Below are 26,845 nucleotides of genomic sequence, written 5' to 3' on the forward strand. Positions count from 1 at the left end.
CACCTAACTGCATGCTTCCGCGCTCGCGGCGAACATCCTCGCCGCGGATGCCTGGCTTTTTGTCCCAAGGGGGATCGTTATGAATTTCTCACGCTTTTTCGTCGACCGCCCGGTCTTCGCGGGCGTTCTTTCAGTACTCATATTCGTCGCGGGCCTGATCGGCATGACCGGTCTGCCGATCTCGGAATATCCGGAAGTCGTGCCGCCGCAGATCGTGGTGCGTGCACAGTACCCCGGCGCCAACCCGTCGGTGATCGCCGAGACTGTTGCGACCCCGCTTGAAGAACAGATCAACGGTGTCGAAGGCATGCTCTACATGCAGAGCCAGGCAACGGCCGACGGCCTGATGACGCTGACCGTCACCTTCGAACTCGGCACCGATCCGGACCAGGCCCAGCAGCTCGTGCAGAACCGCGTGTCGCAGGCCGAACCCCGCCTGCCGGAAGAGGTGCGCCGCCTCGGCGTCACGACGGTCAAGAGCTCGCCCGACCTGACGCTCGTCGTACACCTGATTTCGCCGAACGGCCAATACGACATCAACTACCTGCGCAATTACGGCGTCCTGAACGTCAAGGACCGGTTGGCCCGCGTCGAGGGCGTCGGCCAGGTGCAGATCTTCGGCGGCGGCGACTACTCGATGCGCGTCTGGATCGACCCTGAAAAGGCTGCCGAGCGCGGGCTTGCGGCAAGCGACATCGCCAATGCCATTCGCGGACAGAACGTCCAGGCGGCCGCCGGTGTCATCGGCGCATCGCCCTCGGTTGCAGGGCTCGACCTGCAACTCTCCGTCAATGCACAGGGGCGGCTCAGAACCCCGGAAGACTTTGCCGACATCGTCGTCAAGTCCGGCGCCGATGGCGAGATCACCCGTCTTGGCGACGTCGCGCGTGTCGAAATGGGTGCGGCGGACTACTCGCTACGCTCACTCCTCGACAACAAGGCCGCCGTCGGCATGGGTGTCTTCCAGGCACCCGGCTCCAACGCCATCCAGATCTCCGAGAACGTCCACAAGGCGATGGCCGAGCTGAAGCAGACCATGCCGGAGGGCGTCGATTACGAGATCGTCTATGACACGACGCAGTTCGTCAGAGCCTCGATCGAGTCCGTCGTTCATACGCTGCTCGAAGCGATCGCGCTGGTTGTGCTCGTCGTCATCATCTTCCTGCAAACCTGGCGCGCGTCGATCATCCCGCTCGTTGCCGTGCCGGTCTCGATCGTCGGCACCTTCGCGGTGATGTATGTCTTCGGCTTTTCGATCAATGCGTTGAGCCTCTTCGGCCTGGTGCTGGCGATCGGCATCGTCGTCGATGACGCCATCGTCGTCGTCGAGAACGTCGAGCGCAACATCGCGCAGGGGCTTTCGCCGGTGCAGGCGACCTATCGCGCCATGTCGGAGGTTTCCGGCCCGATCATCGCAATCGCGCTGGTGCTGGTCGCGGTCTTCGTGCCGCTCGCCTTCATCACCGGCCTGACGGGACAGTTCTACCGCCAGTTCGCACTGACCATCGCGATCTCGACGGTGATCTCCGCCTTCAATTCACTGACGCTTTCTCCGGCGCTCGCCGCCCTTCTCCTGAAGGATCACCATGCGCCGAAAGACCTCTTGACACGCGTGATGGACAGGCTGTTCGGCTGGTTCTTCCGCGGCTTCAACCGCTTCTTCGGAAAGAGCTCGGAGGCCTATGGCCGCGGCGTCGGCGGGATTCTCTCGCGCAAGTCGCTGATCATGGGAGTCTACGTCGTCCTTATCGGCGTCACCTTCACCCTGTTCCGGGCCGTCCCCGGTGGTTTCGTGCCGGCCCAGGACAAGCAATACCTGATCGGCTTTGCGCAATTGCCGGACGCGGCGACGCTCGACCGCTCGGAAGACGTCATCCGGCGCATGAGCGAGATCGCGCTCAAGCATCCAGGCGTCGAACATGCCATCGCCTTCCCGGGCCTGTCGATCAACGGCTTCACCAACTCGTCGAACTCCGGCATCGTCTTCGTATCGCTGAAGCCGTTCGAGGAGCGGACGACGCCGGAACTCTCCGGCGGAGCGATCGCCATGCAACTGAACCAGGAGTTCGGCGCGATCCAAGATGCGTTCATCGCCATGTTCCCGCCGCCGCCTGTCCAAGGCCTCGGCACGACCGGCGGCTTCAAGCTGCAGATCGAAGACAAGAACGGCCTCGGCTACCGGGCGCTTGACGATGCGGCCAAGGCATTCCTCGCGAAAGCGATGGCAACGCCAGAACTCGCCGGGCTCTATTCGAGCTATCAGATCAATGTGCCGCAGCTCTATGCCGACCTCGACCGCGTCAAGGCGCGCCAGCTCGGCGTGGCGGTCACCGACGTGTTCGAAACGCTGCAGATCTATCTGGGCTCGCTCTATGTCAACGACTTCAACGCCTTTGGCCGCACCTACAGCGTGCGCATACAGGCCGATGCGAGCTACCGCAGCCATGCCGACGACATCGGCCGGCTGAAGGTCCGCTCGCAGTCGGGCGAAATGATCCCGCTTTCGGCGCTGTTGAAGGTCGAGCAGACCGTCGGCGCGGAACGGGCGATACGGTACAACGGCTTCCTGTCCGCCGATATCAACGGCGGTCCGGCACCGGGCTACTCGTCCGGCCAGGCGCAGGCCGCGATCGAAAGGATCGCCGCGGAGACACTGCCGCCCGGCATCTCCTTCGAGTGGACGGACCTGACTTACCAGCAGATCCTCGCGGGCAATTCGGGCATCCTGGTGTTCCCCTTGGCGCTGCTGCTCGTCTACCTCGTGCTGGCGGCCCAATATGAAAGCCTGTTGCTGCCGATCGCCATCGTGCTCATCGTGCCGATGGGCCTGATGGCGGCGCTCACGGGCGTCTGGCTGACCGGTGGGGACAACAACGTCTTCACTCAGATCGGCTTGATCGTGCTCGTCGGGCTGTCGGCCAAGAACGCTATCCTGATCGTCGAGTTCGCCCGCGAGCTCGAACTTTCCGGCAGCAGCGCGGTCGCTGCCGCGATCGAGGCGAGCCGGCTGCGTCTGAGGCCGATCCTCATGACCTCGATGGCCTTCATCATGGGCGTCGTACCGCTCGTCACCTCCACCGGTGCCGGTGCGGAAATGCGCTCGGCCATGGGCGTCGCGGTTTTTGCCGGCATGATCGGCGTTACCGCCTTCGGCATCTTCATGACGCCGGTCTTCTACGTGCTGATCCGCAAGCTCGCTGGCGAGCGGCCGTTGAAGCACGCCGGAGCGCACATCGAAGCGCCTCACCTCGCCCCCGGCGAGTGAGGCCCCCTCCCCTGCCCCCTGCGCTCCCTGCGGGCCGGACGACAATTCGTCCGGCCCGTGTGCCTTTGCCGAGAGTCGAGACCATCACGCGTGACAGCCGACACCCGATCGGATAAACCAGCAACCTCCGACCTCACAGGCCTGCGTGCCCCGCAGATGGCATTCCGATAGATGACCTCCACCGATCCGATTACCAATCTTGCCACCCTTATCCGCTGCCCCTCCGTCACCCCCGCCGAAGGCGGCGCTCTCGCCGCTCTCGAACAGATGCTGAAGCCGCTCGGCTTCACCGTCGACCGCGTGGTGGCGAAGGACACCGGGACCCCGGACATCGAAAATCTCTACGCCCGCCTTGGAAGCGATGGACCACACTTGATGTTTGCCGGGCATACCGACGTTGTGCCGGTCGGGGATGAGGCCGCCTGGACCCACCCGCCCTTCTCCGCGGCGATCGCCGACGGGGAGATGTATGGCCGCGGCGCCGTCGACATGAAGGGCGGCATCGCCTGTTTCGTGGCTGCGGTCGCGCGCCACATCGAAAAACATGGAGCGCCGAAGGGTTCGCTCTCGTTTCTGATCACCGGCGACGAGGAAGGCCCGGCCATCAATGGCACAGTGAAGCTTCTTGAGTGGGCGGCGGCGAAGGGCGAACGCTGGGACGCCTGTCTTGTCGGCGAGCCCACCAATCCCGATGCGCTTGGCGACATGATCAAGATCGGCCGGCGCGGCTCGCTCTCCGGTCGGATCACCGTTCACGGTGTCCAGGGACATGCGGCCTATCCGCATCTCGCCGACAATCCCGTGCGCGGCATACTGCAGCTCACCGAGGCCCTGATGGACCCGCCCTTCGATAGCGGTACCGAGAATTTCCAGCCATCGAACCTCGAGGTCACGACCATCGATGTCGGCAATCCGGCCGTCAACGTCATTCCGGCGAAGGCGAGCGCCAGCTTCAACATCCGCTTCAACGACATCTGGACCGCCGAAAGCCTGATGGCGGAGATCATCGCGCGGCTCGATCGTGCCGCAGCGAAAGACAAGCTCAGGCCCGGCCGCACACCGGTCCGCTACGACATCGTCTGGAACGAGCGTCCGAGCCACGTCTTCCTCACGCGCAACAACGCCCTCATCGATTCGCTTTCCGGCGCGGTCGAGGCCGTCGTGGGGCGCCAGCCGAAGCTCTCGACCACGGGCGGCACATCGGATGCGCGCTTCATCAAGGATTACTGCCCCGTCGTCGAATTCGGCCTCGTCGGGCAGACGATGCATATGGTCGACGAGCGCGTTGCCGTCGCCGATCTCGAGACCTTGACCGGGATCTACGAGACCTTCATTGCCCGCTGGTTCGGTCATGCCGCTGCTTGAGGAGGTCCTCACCTATGTCAAGGGGTTATGGCTGCTGATCCAGGGCAACCGCGAGGGCTTTCGCTGGCTGGACATCAGCGAAAGCGGCCTATGGCGCTCGTTCGCGGCAATACTCTGGTCTCTGCCCGCGATCGCCGTGACCTGGGCATCCTGGCGACTCTATTATCTTTCGGCCATGCCGACCGGCACAACGATCGGCTTCGGCTTCATCCTGAAGCTGCTTGTCGTCGACCTCGCCAGCTGGCTGCTGCCAATCATCCTGGTCGTCATCCTGTCCCGGCCACTGGGTTTTCAGATTTTTGTGGTGCCGGTGATCGTTACGACCAATTGGCTCTCGGTGCCGCTCTCCTACGCCATGGCACTGCCTGCAGCAATTCGTCTGCTGGTCCCGGGCAGTCAGGGTCTGACCAGCCTGATCTGGCTCTTGCTGGTGGTCGTCAGCGTCGGCTTGCTCTTCCGGCTTCTGCGCACGGTTACCGGCAACCAGACCTTGCTGGCGGCCGCGTTGACCGCACTATTCCTGCTGCCGTCGATGATGATCGGCGAATTTCTTCAACGTTTCTTTGGTCTTGTTCCAAGCTAGCGCTGACGCACCGCGCTACGCCCGGAGAAGATCAATAATCCACCTGCATGAAGTAGAGGCCGTCCGGCGGCGCGACCGGCCCGCAGGCCTTTCGATCACGCGCTTCGAGCGCCGCCTGCAAATCGTCCGGCGTCCACTTGCCCTCGCCCACCAGCTTCAGCGAACCGGCGAAGGAGCGAATCTGGTTGTGCAGAAAACTCTGGGCCGTCGCGCGGATCTCGATGAGATCTCCCGCTCGCGTCACGTCGAGCCGATCAAGCGTGCGCAGCGGGCTCGTCGCCTGGCAGTGGGCGGAGCGGAAGGTCGTGAAATCGTGGTGGCCGACCAGTCGTTGTGCGGCCACATGCATCGCCTCGTGGTCGAGCGTTTTCGGCACCCACCAGGCGCGCCTTGCTTCGAGCGCCAGCGGCGAGCGGCGGGAGATGATTCGATAGAGATAGTGGCGCCGAACCGCCGAGAAACGCGCGTCGAAATCCGGTGGCGCTTCAAGTGCGTCGAGAATCGAGACACGTTCGCCGGCAAGCGTCAGGTGGGCATTGAGCGCGTTGCGCAACGTGTGCGTCTTCCATTCGCGCGTGAGGTCCGCATGCGCCACCTGGCCCATGGCATGGACGCCGGAATCGGTGCGTCCCGCCCCACGGACGGACACTGTCTCTCCGGTCAGCGACAGGATCGCTTTCTCGATCGCGCCCTGGACAGACGGACCGTTTTCCTGACGCTGCCAGCCGACATAGTCTGAGCCGTCGTATTCGACGGTGAGGCGATAGCGCGACATCAGGCGATCCTCGTGCCGCGGGCGACGGGCGTCCCCCGCAGGAACTCGGCGACGGCGAGCGGCTTGCCGCCGGCCTTCTGCAGTCGAGTCGGCCGCACCGCACTCTGGCCGCAGGCAATGGTCAATGTGTCATCGAGAACGGTGCCGGCTTCGCCGGCTCCGCCGACCTTCTCAGAATTCAGCACCTTGATCCGTTCCGGTTTCCCGGCGATCGTCAGCTCGAACCAGGCTCCCGGAAAAGGCGAAAGACCGCGAATGTGGTTGTGAACCTCGGAGGCCGGCTTGGTGAAATCGATGTGGGTCTCCCCCTTGCTGATCTTGGCAGCGTAGACCGCGCCTTCTTCCGGCTGCGGCGTCAGCGGCAGATCGCCCGCTTCGAGCTTCGCCATCGCCTCCTTCATCAAGGCCGCCCCGACCTGCATCAGCTTGTTGTGCAGCTCGCCAGCCGTCATCGTCTCTCCGATCGCAACGGCCTTGCTGAGTGCGACCGGACCGGTGTCGAGCCCCTTGTCCATCTTCATCACCATCATGCCGGTCTCGTGGTCGCCGGCGATGATTGCGCGCTGGATCGGCGCCGCCCCACGCCAGCGCGGCAGGAGCGAGGCGTGTCCGTTGTAGCAGCCGTGCCTCGTTCCCTGGAGAATCGCCTCGGGCAGGAGCAGGCCATAGGCGACGACAACGGCGACGTCAGCATTGAACTTGGTGAAGGTCTCGCGATCGCCGGCGTCCTTGAAGTTCGGCGGGGTCAGAACGGGGATGCCGAGAAGTTCGGCGGCTTGGTGGACCGGCGATTTTTGCAGGTCGAGACCGCGCCGCCCGCCGGGACGCGGCGGCTGTGTATAGACGGCAGTGATCTCATGGCCCGCCTCGGCGAGGGCGACAAGCGTCGGTACGGAGAATTCCGGCGTTCCCATGAAAATGATGCGAAGCGGCAAGGCGGCAAACTCCGTCTCTTGAAACCAAGCTGTGTCCGCGACTTCCGGCACCGAAGCGGGCGTTTGTCAGATCGCCTTGGCGCCGCGGGTCTTGGCCGCCTTGGTGAACTTGCGGATCACCATATCCCGCTTGAGCTTGGAAATATGGTCGATGAACAGCACGCCGTTCAGATGATCGATCTCGTGCTGCAGGCAGGTGGCAAGCAGGCCATCCGCCTCGAGCGTCTGCTCCTTGCCGTGGCGGTCGAGATATTCGACGGTGACGGCCGCCGGGCGCTCCACTTCCGCGTAGTAGTCCGGGATCGACAGGCAGCCTTCCTCGTAAACCGAGCGCTCATCCGAGGATCTGACGATTTTCGGGTTGATGAAGACGAGCGGCGTCTTCTCCTCGTCCTCCTTCGACACATCGAGAACCAGGAGGCGCTTCGGCACACCGATCTGGATTGCCGCAAGGCCGATGCCCGGCGCGTCGTACATGGTTTCCAGCATGTCGTCGGCGAGGCGGCGGATATCGTCGTCAATGGTCTCCACCGGCTTGGACACCTGGCGCAGAACCGGATCGGGAAGGATGATTAGCGGCTTGATCGTCATGCTGATCCCATAGCCGATCTTTCCGCTTGCGCGCAAGAACATTGCCTCCAGTCAAGCATACACACGCAGCACTTGCCATCTACAACGCTCGAAGTATGTTTGTTCTTGTTTTGATCTGGTCTTCAGGCGCGAATCTGTTAGGCTGCCGCCATGGAGCCCATCGCCTTTTCCTTCGACCAACCTTTGTTCCTGCTTGGAGCCCTGCCCGTCACGGCCGGTCATCTCGTCACGGCCGCCGCGCTTCTCATGGCGCTCGCCTCCCTCCTGTTTGCGCGCCGTGCGAGTTCTGCCCGCGCCGGCGAGCGAGACGAGCAGATGGCGACGCTTCTTGCCGCGCAGACGGAATTGCAGGGCCGCATCGCCGCGATGGCGGATGTTTTCGGTACCCGCCAGGCGGAGCTCAACCAGTCCATCAGCCAGCGCATCGACGGCATGACGCACCGGATCGGCGCCTCGATCAGCGAGCAGACGAAGGCGACCCACGAGAACCTTCGGCGCCTGCAGGAACGGCTTGCCGTGATCGATAACGCCCAGAACAACATTCAGTCGCTCGCCAAAGACATGGCCGGTCTGCAGAACATTCTGGCAAACAAGCAGACGCGCGGGGCCTTCGGCCAGTCGCGCATGGAAGCAATCGTTGCCGATGGATTGCCGATGGGCGCCTTCGCCTTCCAGGCAACGCTTTCGAACGGCGCGCGCCCGGATTGCACGATCCGCATGCCGAACGGCCAGCCGCCACTTGTCATCGACGCGAAGTTTCCGCTCGAAGGATGGAACGCAATGCGCGATGCCGCTACGGCCGAACGGCGGCAGCAGGCGGCGCAGGCCTTTCGCCGCGACATGGAGGTCCATATCCGCGATATCGCCGGCAAATATCTTTTGCCGGGAGAGACGCAGGAGACGGCCTTCCTGTTTGTCCCTTCCGAGTCGATCTTCGCAGAGATCCACGAGCACTTCGAGGCGATCGTGCAGAAGGCGCATCGCCAGCGCATCGTCATCGTCTCGCCGTCTCTGCTGCTTTTGTCGATCCAGGTGATCCAGGCGATCCTGAAGGATGCCCGCATGCGCGAGCAGGCGCACCTGATCCAGGGCGAAGTCGCCCGCCTGATGGACGACCTCTCACGGCTCGACGAGCGTGTGCGCAAGCTCCAGAGCCATTTCGCCATGACTCAGAAGGACGTCGAGGACATTCTCATCTCGTCGGACAAGCTGACGAGGCGCGGCGCCAAGATCGAGGCGCTGGAACTCGCGGCCGAAGCCGCGCCCGGAGAGGGCGAGCAGGGCGGACGGCCGCTCGACAACCGGATGGGGCAACTCAAGCTGCGGGTGGTTGACGAGGACTGACGCGGTCGGGCACTCTTCGCGAAAATCAATAATCGGACGAGGGCATCTCCACATGATCACTGTCCTTGGGTCCATCAACATGGACCTGATCGCCACGACCGCACGCCTGCCGAAGCCCGGCGAAACCGTTGCCGGGACCGGCTTCTCGACCGCCGCCGGTGGCAAGGGTGCAAACCAGGCGCTGGCCGCCCGCCGCGCCGGTGCGTCGGTGCGCATGGCCGGCGCCGTCGGCTGGGACAGTTTCGCCGAAGGCGCGCTGGCGCTCTTGAAAGCGGCCGGCGCCGACCTCAGCCTCATCAAGACGGTCGATGCTCCGACCGGTACGGCGCATATCATCGTCGGCGGCGATGGCGAGAACGTCATCGTTGTCGTCGCGAGCGCCAATGCGACGGTGAACGAGAGCGACGCAACGGCGGCGCTCGATCAGATGTCGCCCGGCGATACGCTGATGCTGCAGCTCGAAATTCCCGCCGCCTCGGTCGAGACGGCGCTTTTGGAAGCCAAACGCCGCGGTATCCGCACGATCGTCAACATCGCTCCGCTGACGCTCGACGCGGCCCGTCTCGGCCGGATGGCTGATATCGTGATCGCCAACGAAACCGAATTCGAACTGCTGGCCGGCAAGACTGGCATCGACAGCGCCGAGCGCGAGGCGGCGATGAAACGGCTCCATGACGAGACCGGGCGGACCGTGATCGTGACGCTTGGGGCCGAGGGCGTGATCGCAATCCACGACGGTGCCGTTCATTGTGCCAAGGGTCTGACCATCGAACCCGTCGACACGGTCGGCGCCGGCGACACCTTCTGCGGCTACCTCGCCGCAGGCCTCGACGCCGGCCTCGCCTTCCCCGACGCCCTGCGGCAAGCGGCGGTTGCCGGATCGCTTGCATGCCTCAAGCCCGGTGCACAACCGGCCATACCGCAGGTGTCCGAGGTCGCGGCCTATCTGTGACGGACAACGCCGCGATTTGCCTCCTGTCTGCGCTTTTTCGCAAACCCGACAGTTTATGTCGCGCCGGTTAAACCCGGCGCACAAAACTTGCGTGTCGCGACCATGATTTGGCCGCGGCGTTGGCTGGATCTTAAGATTTGATCCTCTATTCAGACACATGAGAAGGTCGACCGTACCTACAGCGCCGCGCGTCTGTTGAGACGCGCAAAGGACGCTGTAGCGGTTTGGCTGCCTCCTCCGTGCCGGTTGGCATCTGGCGCTCCATGATGGAGTTTCACCCCACAATTCGGAATGCGTCACGCCGTGGGCGGCAAGCCCGCGGACCTCTCAGTATGTGAGGATTTCATGTTCAAGTTCCAAGCCAAATCACTGGCGACCAAACTGATCGCTGTGACAGGCGGCACGATCGCACTCGTGCTGCTCGCCTCGAATTTCGTTCTCATCTCCCAGACACAGAACCGCGTCGAGACGCTGGTCCTCGACGACGCGGACAGCGAAGCGCACGCCATCGCATCCGAGATCGCGGGCAGCGTCGGTGAACTCGCGGCCGCCGCGCGTACGATGTCGGGCGTTCTCGGGCGCGGCCACGCCGGAGAGTCCATCGATCGCGCCGGCGCCATCAATCTCCTGAAGGCGAACCTGGAGCAGCACCAGTTCGCCTTCGGAAGCTGGTTCGCCGAGGAGCCGAAGGCCTTCGATGGGAAGGACGTTGCCAACAACACGGAGCTTGGCGGTAACGCAGAGGGCGCATTCACGCCCTATTGGTCCAAGGACCGTAACGGCAAGGCACAGCTCTCGACCTTCAAGGCCGATTATGCCGCCGAATGGTATGCCCTCGCGGCCAAGAGCGGCAAGGGGGCAATCACCCAGCCCTACCTCGCCGAAGGGACCGACGTCCCCACGACGATGAGCTCGATCGCCTATCCGGTGATGTCCAATGGCAAGATGATCGGCGTCTCCGGCGTCGACATCTCGCTCGCCTCGCTCGCCGACGATCTCGCAAAGGTCAAGCCTTTCGGCTCGGGTCGGGTCTACCTGCTGTCGCAGAGTGGCAAATGGCTCGTGTCGCCGATCCCGGATCTGTTGATGAAAGATTATGACGGCGAAGGCGCCGATATCGTCAAGAACGCCCTGTCGTCGGCGACGTCCGGCGTGATCAAGAATCTCACCTATGACGGAAACGAGCCCTTCAATCGCGTTGTCTATCCCTTCAAGCTGCCGAACGTAAACGCCAACTGGGTCGTGCTCGTCGACGTGCCGCGTGCGGTAATCAACGCGCCGGTCCGCGACCAGACCTATATGATGATCGTCGGCGGCCTTGTCGTCCTCGGTGCCGTGCTTGCCGGTCTTTACTACGCAGTCCGCGGCTTCGTGCAGAAACCGCTGGCCGGCCTTGTCAGCGACGTCCAGACGCTCAGCAACGGTGACTACACTCAGCCGATCGCCGGCCAGGATCGCTCGGACGAAACCGGTTCCGTTGCCAAGGCGCTGGAAGGCTTCCGCCATCAGCTCGCCGACACCAAACGCCTCGAAGGCGAAGCCCGCCATCAGCGGGAGCAGGCAGAGATGCAGCGCAATCAATCGGAAACAGAGCGCGCCGAAAGCAGCGCCCTACAACGCGACATCGTCGCCCGCCTTGGCAAGGGCCTGTCACATTTGTCGGCCGGTGACCTCGCCTTCCGCATCACCGACGAATTCCCGGGTGAATACGCGCAGCTGAAGCGTGACTTCAACGCGACGATGGAGAGCCTCGAGGAGACCATCCGGACCGTCAATCACTCGGTCGTCAATATCGGCAGCGGCACATCCGAAATCAGCAATGCCGCCAACGACCTGTCGCACCGGACGGAACAGCAGGCCGCGAGCCTTGAAGAAACCGCAGCCGCGCTCGACCAGCTTACTTCGCAGGTGAACGCCAGCGCCGAGAATGCCAAGGTTGCGGCAAAATCGGTCGAGGTGGCGAGCAGCGACGCCGAACAGTCCGGCGAGGTCGTGCAGAAGGCCATCGCAGCCATGCAGGGCATCGAGCAATCCTCGCACGAGGTCAGCCGGATCATCGGCGTCATCGACGAGATCGCCTTCCAGACGAACCTCTTGGCGCTCAACGCGGGCGTCGAGGCTGCCCGCGCCGGTGACGCCGGCAAGGGCTTCGCGGTCGTCGCCCAGGAAGTACGCGAGCTTGCACAGCGCTCGGCAAATGCTGCGAAGGAGATCAAGACGCTGATCAATACCTCCGCAGGCCAGGTCCGCGAGGGCGTGGACCTCGTGGGCAGGGCGGGCAGTGCGCTCGAAAAGATCGCCGAGCAGGTGGTGCAGATCAACAGTCTGATCCGCCAGATCTCCAGTTCCGCCTCGGAACAGGCGGTCGGCCTGAAGGAGATCAACTCCGCCGTCAACCAGATGGACCAGGTGACGCAGCAGAACGCGGCGATGGTCGAAGAAACGACGGCCGCCAGCATGGCGCTGAACGACGAAGCCGGCGCACTGAGCACGCTGGTTTCCCGTTTCCGGGTCGCCCAGCAGGCGCCGGCCCAGTCCTCGCCCGAAATGTTGCACGGTGCAGCCGAGCGGATGCGCGCAGCCGAGCGTCCCGCCTCACCTGCGCCCGCCGCCAAGGACAATCGGCCGCCGCAGGCAGCGGCAAGGAGCAGCGGCTATTCGGCATCGACGCAGCGCGTGCTTGCCCAGACATCCGGTGCCAATGCGCTCGCCCAGGACAATTGGGAAGAGTTCTGATCAGACCACGTAACCAACAACGAAACGGCGCCCGATCGGGCGCCGTTTTCGCTTGAGGGGTCGGAAGCGGTCAGCGGTTGCACAAGCCCGATCTGAACGAGCCCCTCCCCAACCCTCCCCACAAGGGGGAGCGCTTCGGAACTCGCGGCAATCGCCTGCCATTCGCATCCCTTGCGTCCTGCGCAGCCGCGCATTGGAGGTGTAGAGGTGCGGCGGGTAAGCCCCTCCCCCTTGTGGGGAGGGGTCTTAGGGGCGCCGAAGAGGTGAACCTAGATGCGCGCCAGGCGCTCGGTGAGGAGATCGAAAAAGCCCTCGTCGTCGATGTGGCGCATGACCTTGGCATTGCGCTCGCGGCCTGTCACCTGCCACCAGTCGACGACAGTCATGCCGGCCGTCAGGGCGGACGCCGTCTCGATCTCGACATTGCAGTCGCGCCCGGTGAACAGTTCCGGCCGCAGGAGGTAGGCGATCACCGTCGGGTCATGCAGCGGCCCGCCGTCCGTACCATATTTTTCGATGTCGAAGCGCTCGAAGAACTCCAGCATTTCGGCCATCGCGATCGCCGCTGGACTGCCGATCTCGCGAATCTTCTGGACGCGGGCCTTGTGGGTCAGGACGCGGTGGGTTACGTCGAGCGGCATCATCACGATCGGGATGCCGGAGCGGAAAACGATTTCGGCGGCTTCCGGATCGACGTAGATATTGAACTCCGCCGCCGGCGTAATATTGCCGCCCTCGAAAAATCCGCCACCCATCATCACGAGCTCGCGTACCCGCGGCGCGATCTCCGGCGCCTTGGTCAGGGCAAGGGCAATGTTGGTCAAGGGGCCTAGGGTGCAGAGCGTGACCGTGCCCGCATCCTCGGCGAGCAGCGTCTCGATGATGAAATCAACGGCGTCCTGCTCCTGCAGGGGCATCGTCGGCTCCGCCAGATCCGGCCCATCGAGCCCCGACTTGCCATGGACATGCTCGGCCGTGACCAGCGGACGCGCGACCGGCCGCTCGGCACCGGCAAAGACTTTCACATCCGTCCTGTTGCAAAGCTCGCAGATGATGCGTGCGTTGCGGGCCGTCAGCGAAAGCGGAACGTTGCCGGCGACGGTGGTGATGCCTAGGACGTCGATCTCCTCCGGACTGCCGAATGCGAGCATGATGGCGGCTGCATCGTCCTGGCCGGGATCGGTGTCGATGATTATCTTTCTCGCGTTTGACACTTTCTCGATCCTCCTGGGCCACGATGATAGCGGATCTCCTCGATCCACGAACATGGCCAATTCTCTAAGACATTGAAGCAGGATTCGGACAGAAAAGCGCTTCGCATTTCCACTTCCCGCTCTGATTTGGCGCAGCGAACTATGATTTGCGTGCGCAGCCGAGGCAAGCGGCTTGCACTCGTTGCTCACAGCTACCATATTGCGGCGTGGATGCTGCTTGGCAGGTCCCCAAAGATGGTCGCTTGAGATGCAAGGACTTGGGCAATGAGCAGGATTACGCCCTTTACCAGCCCGCTACTGCTGGGCTTTGACACCATGGAAAAGACCCTTGAGCGCATCGCCAAGGGCAATGACGGATACCCACCCTACAATATCGAGCGCATTCGCGGCGACGCATCTTCGGATGCGCCGGAGCGGCTTCGGATCACGCTCGCCGTCGCCGGCTTCTCCGAGGAGGACCTGGACGTCACGACGGAAGAAAACCAGCTGGTCATTCGGGGCCGCCAGGTCGATACGGGCGAGCGGGAATACCTGCACCGCGGCATTGCCGCCCGCCAGTTCCAGCGCACCTTTGTTCTCGCCGACGGCATGAAGGTTCTGGGAGCCGAGTTGCGCAACGGTCTTCTTTCCGTCGACCTCGTGCGGCCGGAGCCGGTGCGTATGGTAAAGAAAATTAACATTTCCGTCCCAGAGTAGGATAACCGGCGGGATTCTCCCCTGTCCGGCGACCACGGAGTATCACCATGGGACTGAAAACCATCAACACATCGCTGTCGAAGAACGACCTTGCGCATCTTGGCGAGGGCGAAGTCGGCTATATCCGCAAGATGCGTTCGGAGGAGGTCTCCCGTTGTTTCCCGGAAGCTCCTGAGATGGGCCCCGGAATCGATCTGTGGGCCCTGTTCGGCGCCGACGGCACGCCGATCCTTTTGACCGACAATCGCTCCAGCACCTTCTTCAAGGCGGCCGAAGACGATCTTCGCACCGTCAGCCTGCACTGAGCGGCAGTACGGGCGCGTGAACTCCCCTCATCCGGCCTGCCGGCCACTCCCGCCAGCGGGGAGAAGGTGGCTCGCGAAGTCGCCTCAGTCCCCCCTCTCCCCGCGAGCGACACGATGAGGGGCCAAATCCAAGATTCTAAACGCGCCGGAACGTGAGATAGGCGGAGTTCCGTCCTTCCCGGCGCGCCTTGGCCTCGTAGCGCGTGCTCGGCCATCCCGCGAAAGGCGTGAGCCAATCGGCCGATTTTTCGGCCGTCCACTCGAAGGCTGCGTGGTCGCGGCAGTGAAGCAGCGTCCAATTGACGTAGGTGTCGATATCCGAGGCGAAGCAGAAGAGCCCGCCAGGCTTCAGGATGCGCGCGAACCGGTCCAGGTTGACCTTGGAAACGAAGCGCCGCTTCCAGTGCTTACGCTTCGGCCAGGGATCGGGATAGAGCAGATCGATCTGGTCGACTGAAGCCTCCGGCAGCCAGTCCAGCACCTGCGTCGCGTCGTCGTCATAGAGCCGGACATTGGCAAGCTTTCGCGCCTCGATCTGTCCGAGCAGCTTCGCCATCGAGTTGACGAAGGGCTCGACGCCGATAAAGCCGGTTGCCGGATCCTCCGCGGCGCGGTGGACGAGATGTTCCCCGCCACCGAAACCGATTTCCAGGCGAATGCGCCTCACCGGCTGCGGGAAGAGCATCGCCAGGTCAGCCGGCGCCGGCTCGGCGAGATCGAGCCGGAGCGTGGGGAGCAGATGCTCGAGATGGGCAGCCTGGCGTTCGCGCAAGGGCTTGCCCTTGCGGCGGCCAAAGAAGGCCTCCGTGGCTCTGGCGCGGCGCGGTTCGGTCATCACGATCTTCCTTCAAACAGCAAAGCGGACACTCCACCGGGAGCATCCGCTCTTGATCCCGCAATGTGGTGCGCCTGAATAGCAGTGCACCGGACCATTGCAATATTTTTCAATGCCCCGTGGCTTCGCGGCGCTGTAGATGCCCCGTCAACGGCGATGTCAGGCAGCGCGGCCGGATGCTCTCGGCACGGAGTAGGAGGCCGCGTCAAGCTCGATCGCTTCCTTGAGCGGCTTGACGAGATCGAGCTTCTCCCAGGAGAACGAACCATCGCGACCGGCCTTGCGGCCGAAATGGCCGTAAGCGGCGGTCTTGGCGTAGATCGGCTTGTTGAGGTCGAGATGACGGCGGATGCCGGTCGGCGAGAGATCCATCGTCTTGCGAATGGCGTTTTCGACCTGATCTTCCGTGACCTTGCCGGTACCGTGCAGATCGACATAGATCGACAGCGGCTGGGCGACACCGATCGCATAGGAGAGCTGGATCGTGCAGCGGTCGGAAAGGCCGGCTGCAACGACGTTCTTCGCCAGGTAGCGCGCGGCGTAAGCGGCCGAACGGTCGACCTTGGTCGTATCCTTGCCCGAGAAGGCGCCGCCGCCATGCGGGGCCGCGCCACCATAGGTGTCAACGATGATCTTGCGGCCGGTGAGGCCAGCGTCGCCGTCAGGTCCGCCGATGACGAACTTGCCGGTCGGGTTGATGTACCAGGTGCAATCGTCGGAGATCTTCAGATCGGAAAGCGCTTCGCGGATATAGGGTTCGACGACGGAGCGGACCTTGGTGGAATCCCAGCTCTCATCGAGATGCTGCGTCGAAAGCACGATCGAGGTGACTTCGGCCGGCTTGCCATCGACATAGCGTACGGTCACCTGGCTCTTCGCGTCGGGGCCGAGCTTGGCGACTTCGCCTTCGCCTTTCTTGCGGGCAGCGGCGAGCGTCTGCAGGATGCGGTGCGAGTAGTAGAGCGGCGCCGGCATCAATTCGGACGTCTCGCGGCAAGCATAGCCAAACATGATGCCCTGGTCGCCGGCACCTTCCTCGCCCTGCTTGTCCGAAGCGTTGTCGACGCCTTGCGCGATGTGCGCCGACTGGAAGTGCAGGAGCACGTCGATCTTCGCCGTCTTCCAGTGGAAACCGTCCTGCTCGTAGCCGATGTCGCGGATCGCCTTGCGGGCGGCGGACTTGAACTTCGAAGGATTGATGACTTCGTTGCCGTTCTTGTCCTTCTTCAGCAGACTCGGCGGCAGGCGGACTTCGCCGGCAATCACGACGCGGTTCGTCGTTGCCAGTGTCTCACAGGCAATGCGCACACCCCAGGGATCGACACCCGTCTTCGCCGCCTCGCGGTAGACCAGATCGACGATCTCGTCGGAAATACGGTCACACACTTTGTCCGGATGACCTTCGGCTACGGATTCACTCGTGAACAGGTAGTTTGCGCGCATGCGGGAAGTCCCCTCAATGAAAGAAGCGGTGCGAACGTGTTAGTGGTTTTGCCGCCGAAAAACAAGCGAACAACGACATAAATATATCTTTATATCGGTATTGCCAGCCGAAATCTCAACCTGCATGTCTCTTTGAATCCTACCCGATTCAAGAGTGCGGCAGCGACGGTTGCGCGTTTGGCAAGAGCGCCGCGCCGCAGGGCGAAGCGCGCAAAAAAAGCGGCACTCAGGCCGCTTTGTTTTTGTGGTCTGTGAACCGCGCTGGCTATTCGCTTTCCGCCTCGGCGGCCAATGCCTTTACCAGGTCGACCAACTTCCGCCGTACCTTCGGGTCGGAAATCTTGACGAAGGCCCGATTGAGCTGAAGTCCTTCGGAGGACGACAGAAAATCAACCACGTAGTTGGAGCTGGAGGCTTCGGCCATGCCGGATGCGCCGCCGGCGCCTTCCCCGGGGGCATCCTCGAAGAAGAACGACACCGGAACGTTGAGGATAGCAGAAATGTTCTGCAGACGGCTCGCGCCAACGCGGTTCGTTCCCTTCTCGTATTTCTGGATCTGCTGGAAGGTGATCCCCAGGGCTTCGCCGAGCTTTTCCTGGCTCATGCCCAGCATCGTCCTGCGGAGGCGAATCCTGCTCCCGACATGAATGTCGATCGGGTTCGGCTTCTTCTTGTTTTCAATCATGTCCGCGTTCCTAAACACGCTGTTTCGGGTGCCCGCAACCTGGCATCGCGCAGATCGCTCCTTTGCAATCTTGCCGGCAATCAAGAGCCCCACCCGTGGGTGAAGGTTGAGGGATTCGGCCACTATGCAATTTTAGGGGTTTTAGGTCAATTCTTCCTAATATTAAAACCAGCGCGCGAAATTGCTGCAACCAAAAAGAGCATTCCGGCTGTTAACCAGAAGATTCGGCAGCGCGTGGCAGCATCCGTTACGCTAAGCATTTTTCCCGGCAGAATTGTGTCTGTAACCCCCTTGTAATTGTATCCCAATCCTACCACTAAAACACCACGTGCATCAACAATTGCTGATATACCGCTGTTGGCTGCCCGGATCATCGGCGTTCCAGTCTCGACTGCACGCAACTGCGCCTGATGAAAATGCTGGCGCGGACCGGGTGTGTCGCCGAACCAGGCGTCGTTGGTGATGTTGAGCAGGAAGTCGGCTAGCGGAGCGTTGCCATCGATCTCTTCGGGGAAGATCGCTTCATAGCAGATGAGTGGATAGGCCGTCCTGCCGCCCGGCAGCGTAAGAAGCGCACGGCTTTGGGCAGGCGAAAAGCCGCCGGGCATCGAGGCAGCGACAGCGTTTAGCCCCCAGGAGGCAAGAACATCCTCGAACGGCAGATATTCGCCGAAGGGGACGAGGTGAACCTTGTCTGCGGCACCGACGATCTGGCCGCGATCGTCGATAACATAGATCGAGTTGTAAAAGCGCCGCGGCAGGCCGGCCCCGGCATCCTCGACGCGGACAGCGCCGGCAATGAGGATCTGCCCGTCGTCCAAGACCTCAGCGATGCGTGCCAGCGCGTCCGGGTTGTCGGTGAGTATGAACGGGATCGAGGTTTCCGGCCAAACAATGATGTCCGGACGTTTTCCGCCATCCTTGGCCGGTGCGGTCGTGAGAGCGAGATGCTCCTCGAAGACCGATGAGCGTTCGCGGTCATCAAGCTTTTTCGCCTGATCGACCACCGGCTGAACCAGACGCACCGTCAACTCAGGCGCCAGCGGCTGGGGCGCCGGCTGTGAAAGGCGATAGAAGCCGAAAGCCAGGTGCGCGCCAAAGAGCGCGACGGCAATCGCGAGGCCGGCACGCGCGCCCTTTCCGGTGGCGACGAGAGCCGGCGCTGCAAACACGAAGACCGCGAGCATATTCATCGTTGCAAGGTTCACGACGCTCGCCGACTGCATCATCACGGGCATCGGCATCAAGGCATACCCGATGGCATTCCAGGGAAAGCCCGTGAGCAGAAAGCCGCGGAGCCATTCCGCGATGCCGAAGCCGAATGCAAGGGCGGCGATCCTGCCCAGGCCATCCGACCAGATACAACGCGCCAGCGCGACTGCGAGGGCGTAAAAGAGCGCGAGAAAGGCAGGCAGGCCCACAACGGCGAGCGGCAGCGCCCAGGCAAACAGATCCGCCTCGATCAGCAAGGCATTGCCAAGCCACCAAAGGCCGCCAAGAAAGTAGCCGAAGCCGAAGCTCCAGCCGATCGACAAGGCCGGCCAAAGCCTGCCGAGCCGGCCCCTTTCAGGATCACCCGGCGCGCCGTCGATCAGCCAGACGAGGACAGGGAACGAGACGAAAGCGGCCGCGAAGATACCGAAAGGCGGCTGGGTGAGAACGGTCAAGAGCCCCGCGACGAAGGCAATGAATACCCGCAACGCCCCGGAGAGGAGCATAATCCTGCCTGCCAGCCCTGCCATACAGCCTCCAATAGACGCAGAATCGCACCTCGACCCTGCGCAGGAAAAACCACCGAATCATTCCGCGGCAGTCTTCCAAAAAAGCGGCTGCTTGTCCCGATCGCATACGTTGCACAGCACGGCGTTGCGCCAGAAAATCGAAGCGATTTTGGGCTATGCCAGATCGTTTGCGGTTTCGCTGAGACCGTGAAGCGAAGCTATTGTTCCGGCGTCGGCTGCGATCCGGCACCGACCTCGGCGTCGCGGCCAACGGGCGTTTCCCGCTCCGTTTTCACCACCCGGCGACGGGCCAGCGGGCGCTTGCGCATGATGCGCACCCGTTTGACGCGCCGCGGGTCGGCATCGAGGATCTGAAACTCAAAACCAGGAATGGCCTGGACCACTTCGCCGCGCACCGGAATGCGTCCGAGCGAAGCGAAAACCAGTCCGCCGAGCGTGTCGACGTCCTCGAGCTGCTCGCGCACGTCGAAATCCGGGCCGATCGCCTCGGCGATCTCTTCCAGTTCGACGCGGGCATCGGCGACGAAGACATCATCCGAGCTGCGCGCGAACATGACCTCTTCATCGTCATGCTCGTCCTCGATATCTCCGACGACCATCTCGACGATGTCCTCCAGCGACACGAGACCGTCCGTGCCTCCGTATTCATCGATGACGAGCGCCATCTGGATGCGCGCCGCCTGCATCCGCTGCATCAGGTCCGAGGCCAGCATCGACGGCGGCACGAACAGGACCTGGCGAACGATGCCGGCCTCTTCCACCGTCTTCCCGAGATCGACACGCGAGAGATCGAAACCCGCTCGTTGCTGCCTCGGCATCCGTTCCGCCCCAACCGGGACCGTCGGCTGCGCCTTGCCGTTGCGGCGCCGGTTGCGGGCCTGCTTGGTGACATAGGCGAGCAGATCGCGGATGTGCACCATGCCGCGCGGGTCATCCAGGCCCTCGTTGTAGACCGGCATGCGCGAACGTCCGGACTCCTCGAATATGACCATGAGCTCGCCGATCGTGATGCTCTGGTCCACGGCCTCGATATCGGCGCGCGGCACCATCACGTCCTCGACGCGAACCTCGCGGAAACGCAGGATGTTGTTGAGCATTGCCCGCTCTTCGGGCGAGAACGCGGCATTGCTGTCCGCATCCGTCATCAGAGCGTCGGCGAGATCTTCGCGCAGGCTCGACGGGCTCGCTCCGCGCAGAAGGCGCGCGGCTCGGCTCCAGAAGGAGGTGGTGGATTTGCTGCTCTCCTGTCGGGGAGCGGCGGTGCTACTACTGCCCGCCTCGGCCTCTCCGGAAGCTTCCGCTTCGTCGGCCACAACGGCAGCCGGCTGTGTGTTGGTGTCGCTCATCGTTCCAAACTGTTAATCCGGGGAACGATCCCCGTAGGGATCAGATAGGCCAAGACGCGCCAAAATGCGAGTCTCCAGGCCCTCCATTCTTTCCGCTTCGTCGTCTTCGAGGTGATCATACCCGAAAAGATGGAGGAATCCATGCACGAGGAGGTGCGTCAGATGCGCGTCAAACGGCTTCTCCATCTCGACCGCCTCGCGCTTCAGCGTTTCATAGGCAACGATGATGTCACCGAGCATCGGCCCCGGCATCTTGCCCGGCGTCACAGGAAAGGCAGGAAAAGACAGCACATTGGTCGGCTTGTCCTGGTTTCGCCATTCCGCGTTGATCGCCCGCATAGAAGCGTCATCGGTGAAGACCAGCGAGACTTCCGGCGCGTCCGGCGGAAATGGCTGCTTTTCCTCGCGCGCAAGGAAATCGGCCGCCGCCTCGAGAGTACGTTCCGAGAAGGATTGCAGCTCATCTTCCGATGGCCAATCGCCCTCCTCGACGCTGATCTGAATATCCAAAACCGTCATGGCTGCAACGAACCGCCGGTCAGCGATCGCTCTGCTCGCTCTCGTCGTGAACCGCGGTGTGGGCTTCATAGGCCCTGACGATCCTCGCCACCATCGGATGGCGGACGACATCGGCATCCTTGAAGCGGATCACCGAAACGCCCTCCACGCCATTGAGGATCTGCAGCGCCTCCACGAGGCCCGACTTGACGCCGCGCGGCAGGTCGATCTGGCTCGGATCGCCAGTGACGATCATCCGGCCGTTTTCGCCAAGACGGGTCAGGAACATCTTCATCTGCATCGATGTCGTGTTCTGGGCCTCGTCGAGGATCACGGCGGCATTGGCGAGCGTGCGCCCACGCATGAAGGCGAGCGGCGCGATCTCGATCACGCCCGCAGTGATCGCCCGCTCGACCTTGTCGCCGGGCATCGTGTCGTAGAGCGCATCGTAGAGCGGTCTCAGATAAGGGTCGACCTTTTCCTTCATGTCGCCCGGCAGGAAGCCCAGGCGCTCGCCGGCTTCGACCGCCGGCCTCGAAAGAACGATGCGATCGACCGCGCCGCGCTCAAGAAGCTGAGCGGCATGAGCAACGGCAAGGTAGGTCTTGCCGGTGCCGGCCGGGCCGATGCCGAAGACGAGTTCCGCCCGCTCCATCGCGCGGATATAGGCATCCTGCATGGGTGTGCGCGCAGCGATGGTCTTCTTGCGCGTCGAAATCTGCGCCATCGTCAACTTGGCTTTGCGTTCCATGGTCGGCAACTGCAACTGGTCGTCAGCAGCGACCGCCATGCGGATCGCTCCCTCGACATCGGACGTATCGATCGAACCGCCACTCTGCAATCTTCCGTAGAGATAGTCGAGAGCGCGCCGCGCCTGGTTCGTCGCCACCACATCGCCCGAGATGGCAACAGAGTTTCCTCGCGGCCTCGCATCGATGCGCAGGCGCTCTTCAAGCAGCTTCAAATTCTGGTCGAACTGGCCAAAGAGTTCGCTGGCAAAGCGGTTGTTCTCGAAAGTGAGCACGAAGTGATTGGCGTCTGTCGCAGATGTTTTTGACTGGCGCGGTGATGAAGAAATCAATTCGTGTCCGTCCAAGCGGTTAAGCTCCTCGCTCTCGGTCCCTATGCGATCATCTCGGCAAAGAGGCTATTGGAGCCTGCTTTGATGATTCGTACTTTGATAATGTCACCGATTTGCGATGTTTTTGCATCAACATTCACCGGCTGCAGCCAGGGTGAACGACCGACGAGCTGGCCGGGCATGCGGCCGGGCTTTTCCAGAAGCAGATCGATCTCGCGTCCGATACAGGCTTGAGCGAATTCGCGCTGCTGCTTCATGAGCAAAGTCTGCAATCTTTCCAATCGCTTGGCCTTCACGTCCTCTGGAACCTGATCCTTGAGTTCGGCCCCCGGCGTGCCGGGGCGGCTCGAATACTTGAAGGAAAATGCCTGTGCATAACCCACTGCCTCTACGAGACGCATGGTATCCTCGAAGTCCTCGTCGGTTTCACCCGGAAAGCCTACGATGAAATCGCCGGAGAGGGCAAGGTCGGGCTGAGCCGCGCGGATGCGATCTATCAGGGTGAGATACTCGGCTGCCGTATGACGCCGGTTCATCGCCTTCAGGATGCGATCGGATCCTGACTGGACCGGCAGATGCAGATAGGGCATCAGCTTCGTCATCGACCGATGCGCCTCGATGAGGCCGTCATCCATGTCGCGCGGATGGCTGGTCGTATAACGCAGGCGTTTGAGGCCCTCGATTTCCGCAAGACGGACGAGAAGATCGCCCAAGCCCCAGTCGCGGCCATCCGGGCCGGCGCCATGCCAGGCATTGACGTTCTGCCCGAGCAGGGTAATTTCGCGTACCCCGCCTTCGACCAGTTTTTCGGCCTCAGCAACGATCTGAGCCACCGGTCGCGACACTTCCGAGCCGCGCGTATAGGGGACGACGCAGAAGGTGCAGAACTTGTCGCATCCCTCCTGCACCGTCAGGAAAGCGGTCACGCCGCGGGCTCGTGTCTTCGCCTTGTCCGGTGCGGGCAAATGCTCAAACTTGTCCTCGATCGCATAGTCGCTCTCGACGACGCGCTCGCCGTCCCGCGCTCGCTTCAACGCCTCGGGAAGGCGGTGATAGGTCTGCGGGCCGATGACGAGGTCGACCGCCGGGGCGCGGCGAAGGATTTCGTCGCCTTCGGCCTGCGCGACGCAGCCGGCAACGCCGATGACCATTTCGCGGCCTTCGCGCGCCTTCTCCTTCTTCAATTCGCGCAGCCGGCCAAGCTCGGAATAGACTTTTTCAGCCGCCTTCTCGCGGATATGGCAGGTGTTGAGCAGGACGAAATCCGCTTCCTCCAGGACGTCGGTCGAAACATAGCCGTCGCGCGAAAGCGCATCCGACATGCGGTCGGAATCGTAGACGTTCATCTGGCAGCCATAGGTCTTGACGAAGACCTTGCGCGAGGGTGCGTGTTCCTCGCCCGGCACCGGCGTTTTCGACAGAAGAGCTGTTTCCTGGGTCATGCGGGGTTCTTTAGTGCATGGCGGCCCAAAGTTGAAGCATTTTCGGCGCCGATGCCTATCGCTCCGCCCGCGCCACTACCCGATCCAACTTTGGCCGACCCCTCAGGCGGTCCGACAGCATGCTGCGAATGCGCGCCTCGATCGTGCGGCTCACGTCTTTCCGATTGGCATGGCGGTCGTAGTCCACCGCCTCACCGAAATCGACGTCCACGTCGAGCGCGCCTTCCCGCAGCACGCCAAGAAGGTGCGGCACCAGTCCGATGTCGCCGGGCCAGGCGGCGATCGGCCTGTTGTAGCGCCCCATGGGCATGCCGTGTATGCCGGTGTAGGAAATGGCGAGTGGTTGAACATGGACCACCCCGGTCGGCGAGTGCGGAACCGCAGAAGCGGCGGCGCCGAAGAGCGAGGTCTTGATGTCGAGCAACCGGTTGCCATCCGACGTCGTGCCTTCGGGGAAGAGCACGACGATCTCTCCATCGGCGAGCCTTCGGCCGATCTCGTTCACCTGGTGACCGGTCGTGCGCTTCTGGTCGCGCTCGATGAAAACAGAGGCCTGCAGGCGGGCGAGAAGCCCGAAGACGGGCCAGGTCTTCACCTCGGACTTGGCGACGAAGACGACGTCGGCCACGGAAGACAGCACCAGAATATCCTTCCAGGACACGTGATTGGCGCTCAGTAGCAACGGACGCCGGCGCTCGGGCTCGCCATGAACGCGAACGCGAAGACCGAGCAACAGGCATGCCACGCGGTGCCAGAAACGCGGCAGCCACCGCCGCGGCTTCAAATCCAGCCAAAGACAAAGGATCTGCACCGGCATCAGCACCAGCGAGACCAGGACAAGCAGCGCGCCGCACAGGGCAACCCGGACCCAATTGATCATTCGCGAAGGCTTTCTAACCCGCTCATCTTTCGTTCATCGTTCGGGCCCGCGCCATTTTCGGAACGCGGCCACACGCATCCGAACGGGAAATGTGATGAATCGGACTAACGAAGATCGAGTCGCATGACAAGCGCCGCCGTGCGCGCTCCTGTCGAGCTCTGGTAGTAAGCCCGGCGTTCGCCAACCTTGAGGAAGCCGAGTTTCTGATAGAGGCCGAGTGCGGCCTCATTCGTTTCATCGACTTCGAGAAAGAGCGCCTCGGAACCTTTGACGAGCGCCTCGCGCATGGCGGCCTGCATCAGGCGCCAACCGAGGCCCGAACGGATGAAACGCGGATCGACGCCGATGGTCAGGATTTCGGCCTCACCGGCTACGGCCCGCGACAGCACAAATCCGCCGAACGCAGGGCGAAAGGCGCCGCTCGTCTGGCGCGCCACGAAGCCGAAGACGGTATCCTGCGACAGCAATGCGTGAATTTCACCGTCGCTCCAAGGAGAAGCGAAGCGTTGGCGATGCAGCGCCGCAGCGGCAACAAGGTCACCCTCCTCGAGCGGGAAGATATCGAACTCCGTCCGACGGGTGAAATAATCGGTCAAACTCATCGTGGTCTAGGCTCGGGTTACGGCAAAACCTGCCTGAGGTTTCGCATCCGGTCCACGCAAGTATAGCGGTTTCGGCTTGGCCGAGGCTGGATCGGCATTGGCACCCAACCGGCCAACAACAGCAATGTCGATATCGTCCGGAATTCCACCTGCCCGCACATGGCCAACGAGAGAGGCGCCGGAGCCGCAAACGGTGCCTTCGAAGCCGGAAAGCCGGTCGCGCGCCTCCGTCACCGACAGGATTTCGGGCTCGCCCATTGCTCGACCGGAGGCGTCGAAGAGTTGGACGTAGACTTCGTCCCGCTTCGCGTCGATGACGACGAGAATCGGCTGGCCGGGTGTCGTCAGCCTGGCGCTTTCGGCGGCGACCTCGAGCGTGGTGATGCCGACAGCCGGCTTGCCAAGCGCGAGCGCAAGGCCGCGTGCGGCCGCAACGCCGACACGAATTCCGGTGAAGGATCCGGGGCCGATTGTGACTGCGATACGGTCAATGTCTGCAAGTTGCCCGTCGGCGGCGAGCAGCGCCTCGTCGACGAACTCCATCAGACGTTCGGCGTGGCCACGTCCAATGTTCGCGCCCGCACGGCCCATAACCTCGGCGGAGGCGCTGTCATAGACCGCAGCGGAGCAACCGCTGCCGGACGTATCGATGGCAAGCACTAACATGTCAGCCGCAATGGCCTCCTCCATTGCTTCGCGCACAGATCCGGCGCGAAGTGCCCTTACAGCCGCTCTTGGCACGCGCTCTCGCACGCGACGGACAACGACGGGACAGGGCGCCCCGGATCAGACGGATTCGACTGCTTCAACTTCCGGAACGAAGTGGCGCAGCAGGTTCTGGACGCCGTGCCTCAACGTAGCGGTCGAGGAGGGGCAGCCGGAGCATGCGCCCTTCATGTTCAGGAACACGGTGCCATCCTTGAAGCCGCGGAAGGTGATGTCGCCACCGTCCTGGGCAACGGCCGGACGAACGCGGGTTTCAAGCAATTCCTTGATCGTGGCGACGATCGCTTCATCGCCCTCGTCGAAGAACTCGCCTTCCTGGTCCGTTTCTTCGGCGCGCCCGGCACCCGACATGACCGGCTGGCCCGACATGAAATGCTCCATGATCGAGCCGAGGATGGCGGGCTTCAGGTGTGGCCACTCCTGGCCTTCCTTGCTGACCGTGATGAAGTCATAACCGAAATAGACGCCGGTTACGCCCGGGATCGAGAAGAGCCGGGACGCCAAAGGCGACCCTGCACGGGCTTCTTCTTCGCTCCGGAATTCGGCCGTACCGTTCTCCATCACCACCTTGCCCGGCAGGAACTTGAGCGTGGCCGGATTTGGCGTGGCTTCCGTCTGGATGAACATCTCTCTCTCCGTTTCGCCGGAAGCGCTTACCGACCGGCTTTTTAGAATTGTTCAAAAATATAGGTGTTTCGCGCCGCCCTCGCAAGGGCTCATCCCGTCGCACGTGGACCGCGAAGATCGGGACGGCGGAGCGTGGCAAGACCGTGTCTTCCCGACTTGGAAAGACCGCAATGCCGC

General features: G+C 62.7%; 24 protein-coding genes. 8 read left to right on the forward strand and 16 right to left on the reverse strand.

The genetic code is table 11. The features are described from left to right. Positions 1-79 precede the first annotated feature (79 nt). The 3 genes from GHK62_RS10680 to GHK62_RS10690 all read left to right on the forward strand — a co-directional run bounded on the left by GHK62_RS10680 (position 80) and on the right by GHK62_RS10690 (position 5,213). Entirely contained in the window at positions 80-3,265 is a 3,186-nt protein-coding gene (locus tag GHK62_RS10680; RefSeq protein WP_153438794.1) for an efflux RND transporter permease subunit, read from the forward strand. Between the two features lie 171 nt (positions 3,266-3,436). Continuing rightward, positions 3,437-4,630, forward strand: a complete 1,194-nt coding sequence (gene dapE / locus GHK62_RS10685; protein WP_153438796.1) for a succinyl-diaminopimelate desuccinylase — start codon at positions 3,437-3,439, stop codon at positions 4,628-4,630. Beyond that, entirely contained in the window at positions 4,617-5,213 is a 597-nt protein-coding gene (locus tag GHK62_RS10690; RefSeq protein WP_153438940.1) for a hypothetical protein, read from the forward strand. Before dapE ends, GHK62_RS10690 begins: the two co-directional genes overlap by 14 nt. 31 nt (positions 5,214-5,244) lie before the next feature. Here GHK62_RS10690 and truA read toward each other — a convergent pair whose 3' ends face one another. The 3 genes from truA to def all read right to left on the reverse strand — a co-directional run bounded on the left by truA (position 5,245) and on the right by def (position 7,514). After that, positions 5,245-5,988, reverse strand: a complete 744-nt coding sequence (gene truA / locus GHK62_RS10695; RefSeq protein ID WP_153438798.1) for a tRNA pseudouridine(38-40) synthase TruA — start codon at positions 5,986-5,988, stop codon at positions 5,245-5,247. Continuing rightward, positions 5,988-6,923: a methionyl-tRNA formyltransferase gene (fmt, locus tag GHK62_RS10700; protein ID WP_153438800.1), complete on the reverse strand. Its 936-nt coding sequence runs from the start codon at positions 6,921-6,923 to the stop codon at positions 5,988-5,990. The genes truA and fmt overlap by 1 nt, the downstream gene beginning before the upstream one ends. Positions 6,924-6,989: 66 nt before the next feature. Next, positions 6,990-7,514: a peptide deformylase gene (def, locus tag GHK62_RS10705; protein ID WP_153438942.1), complete on the reverse strand. Its 525-nt coding sequence runs from the start codon at positions 7,512-7,514 to the stop codon at positions 6,990-6,992. Between the two features lie 150 nt (positions 7,515-7,664). On the opposite strand from def, the gene GHK62_RS10710 reads away from it, so the two are divergent. The 3 genes from GHK62_RS10710 to GHK62_RS10720 all read left to right on the forward strand — a co-directional run bounded on the left by GHK62_RS10710 (position 7,665) and on the right by GHK62_RS10720 (position 12,546). Further along, a complete protein-coding gene (locus tag GHK62_RS10710; protein WP_153438801.1) occupies positions 7,665-8,858 on the forward strand; it encodes a DNA recombination protein RmuC in 1,194 nt (397 codons plus the stop codon). A 52-nt stretch (positions 8,859-8,910) separates the two neighbouring features. Beyond that, positions 8,911-9,810: a ribokinase gene (locus GHK62_RS10715; RefSeq protein ID WP_153438803.1), complete on the forward strand. Its 900-nt coding sequence runs from the start codon at positions 8,911-8,913 to the stop codon at positions 9,808-9,810. A 345-nt stretch (positions 9,811-10,155) separates the two neighbouring features. Beyond that, the gene (locus tag GHK62_RS10720) at positions 10,156-12,546 is read left to right on the forward strand and encodes a methyl-accepting chemotaxis protein (RefSeq protein WP_153438804.1); all 2,391 of its coding nucleotides are present in this window, start codon (positions 10,156-10,158) and stop codon (positions 12,544-12,546) included. Positions 12,547-12,815: 269 nt separating this feature from the next. On the opposite strand, the gene GHK62_RS10725 is transcribed toward GHK62_RS10720, so the two are convergent. Then, positions 12,816-13,760 carry a nucleoside hydrolase gene (locus GHK62_RS10725; RefSeq protein WP_184108414.1) on the reverse strand — a complete coding sequence of 315 codons (945 nt, stop codon included), beginning with the start codon at positions 13,758-13,760 and terminating at the stop codon, positions 12,816-12,818. Positions 13,761-14,024: 264 nt separating this feature from the next. On the opposite strand from GHK62_RS10725, the gene GHK62_RS10730 reads away from it, so the two are divergent. Together GHK62_RS10730 and GHK62_RS10735 are read left to right on the forward strand one after the other, a co-directional pair. After that, positions 14,025-14,456, forward strand: a complete 432-nt coding sequence (locus GHK62_RS10730; RefSeq protein ID WP_153438808.1) for an Hsp20 family protein — start codon at positions 14,025-14,027, stop codon at positions 14,454-14,456. Between the two features lie 47 nt (positions 14,457-14,503). Next, positions 14,504-14,761 carry a BQ00720 family protein gene (locus GHK62_RS10735; RefSeq protein ID WP_153438810.1) on the forward strand — a complete coding sequence of 86 codons (258 nt, stop codon included), beginning with the start codon at positions 14,504-14,506 and terminating at the stop codon, positions 14,759-14,761. A gap of 136 nt (positions 14,762-14,897) precedes the next feature. Here GHK62_RS10735 and trmB read toward each other — a convergent pair whose 3' ends face one another. The 12 genes from trmB to GHK62_RS10795 all read right to left on the reverse strand — a co-directional run bounded on the left by trmB (position 14,898) and on the right by GHK62_RS10795 (position 26,668). Next, the gene (gene trmB / locus GHK62_RS10740; RefSeq protein ID WP_153438812.1) at positions 14,898-15,596 is read right to left on the reverse strand and encodes a tRNA (guanine(46)-N(7))-methyltransferase TrmB; all 699 of its coding nucleotides are present in this window, start codon (positions 15,594-15,596) and stop codon (positions 14,898-14,900) included. Positions 15,597-15,755: 159 nt separating this feature from the next. Next, a complete protein-coding gene (metK, locus tag GHK62_RS10745) occupies positions 15,756-17,039 on the reverse strand; it encodes a methionine adenosyltransferase (RefSeq protein WP_153438814.1) in 1,284 nt (427 codons plus the stop codon). A 265-nt stretch (positions 17,040-17,304) separates the two neighbouring features. Then, positions 17,305-17,724 (reverse strand): helix-turn-helix domain-containing protein, encoded by a 420-nt coding sequence (locus GHK62_RS10750; protein WP_153438816.1) that lies wholly within the window; start codon positions 17,722-17,724, stop codon positions 17,305-17,307. A 146-nt stretch (positions 17,725-17,870) separates the two neighbouring features. After that, positions 17,871-19,466: an apolipoprotein N-acyltransferase gene (gene lnt, locus GHK62_RS10755; RefSeq protein WP_153438818.1), complete on the reverse strand. Its 1,596-nt coding sequence runs from the start codon at positions 19,464-19,466 to the stop codon at positions 17,871-17,873. A 197-nt stretch (positions 19,467-19,663) separates the two neighbouring features. Further along, a complete protein-coding gene (locus GHK62_RS10760; protein ID WP_153438820.1) occupies positions 19,664-20,812 on the reverse strand; it encodes a hemolysin family protein in 1,149 nt (382 codons plus the stop codon). 12 nt (positions 20,813-20,824) lie between these two features. Continuing rightward, complete coding sequence (gene ybeY, locus GHK62_RS10765; RefSeq protein ID WP_153438822.1) at positions 20,825-21,331, reverse strand: rRNA maturation RNase YbeY; 507 nt, start codon at positions 21,329-21,331, stop codon at positions 20,825-20,827. 19 nt (positions 21,332-21,350) lie between these two features. Beyond that, positions 21,351-22,406 carry a PhoH family protein gene (locus GHK62_RS10770; protein WP_153438824.1) on the reverse strand — a complete coding sequence of 352 codons (1,056 nt, stop codon included), beginning with the start codon at positions 22,404-22,406 and terminating at the stop codon, positions 21,351-21,353. A gap of 26 nt (positions 22,407-22,432) precedes the next feature. After that, positions 22,433-23,833, reverse strand: coding sequence for a tRNA (N6-isopentenyl adenosine(37)-C2)-methylthiotransferase MiaB (miaB, locus tag GHK62_RS10775; protein ID WP_153438826.1), 1,401 nt, complete (start codon positions 23,831-23,833; stop codon positions 22,433-22,435). 55 nt (positions 23,834-23,888) lie between these two features. Then, complete coding sequence (gene olsA, locus GHK62_RS10780; protein WP_153438828.1) at positions 23,889-24,713, reverse strand: lyso-ornithine lipid O-acyltransferase; 825 nt, start codon at positions 24,711-24,713, stop codon at positions 23,889-23,891. A gap of 104 nt (positions 24,714-24,817) precedes the next feature. Continuing rightward, complete coding sequence (locus GHK62_RS10785; protein ID WP_153438830.1) at positions 24,818-25,315, reverse strand: GNAT family N-acetyltransferase; 498 nt, start codon at positions 25,313-25,315, stop codon at positions 24,818-24,820. Positions 25,316-25,321: 6 nt separating this feature from the next. Continuing rightward, entirely contained in the window at positions 25,322-25,981 is a 660-nt protein-coding gene (gene tsaB, locus GHK62_RS10790; RefSeq protein WP_153438832.1) for a tRNA (adenosine(37)-N6)-threonylcarbamoyltransferase complex dimerization subunit type 1 TsaB, read from the reverse strand. Between the two features lie 120 nt (positions 25,982-26,101). Next, positions 26,102-26,668, reverse strand: a complete 567-nt coding sequence (locus GHK62_RS10795) for a NifU family protein (protein ID WP_153438834.1) — start codon at positions 26,666-26,668, stop codon at positions 26,102-26,104. Positions 26,669-26,845: the final 177 nt, after the last annotated feature.

It is taken from the genome of Sinorhizobium terangae, assembly GCF_009601505.1.
Classification (GTDB): domain Bacteria; phylum Pseudomonadota; class Alphaproteobacteria; order Rhizobiales; family Rhizobiaceae; genus Sinorhizobium; species Sinorhizobium terangae.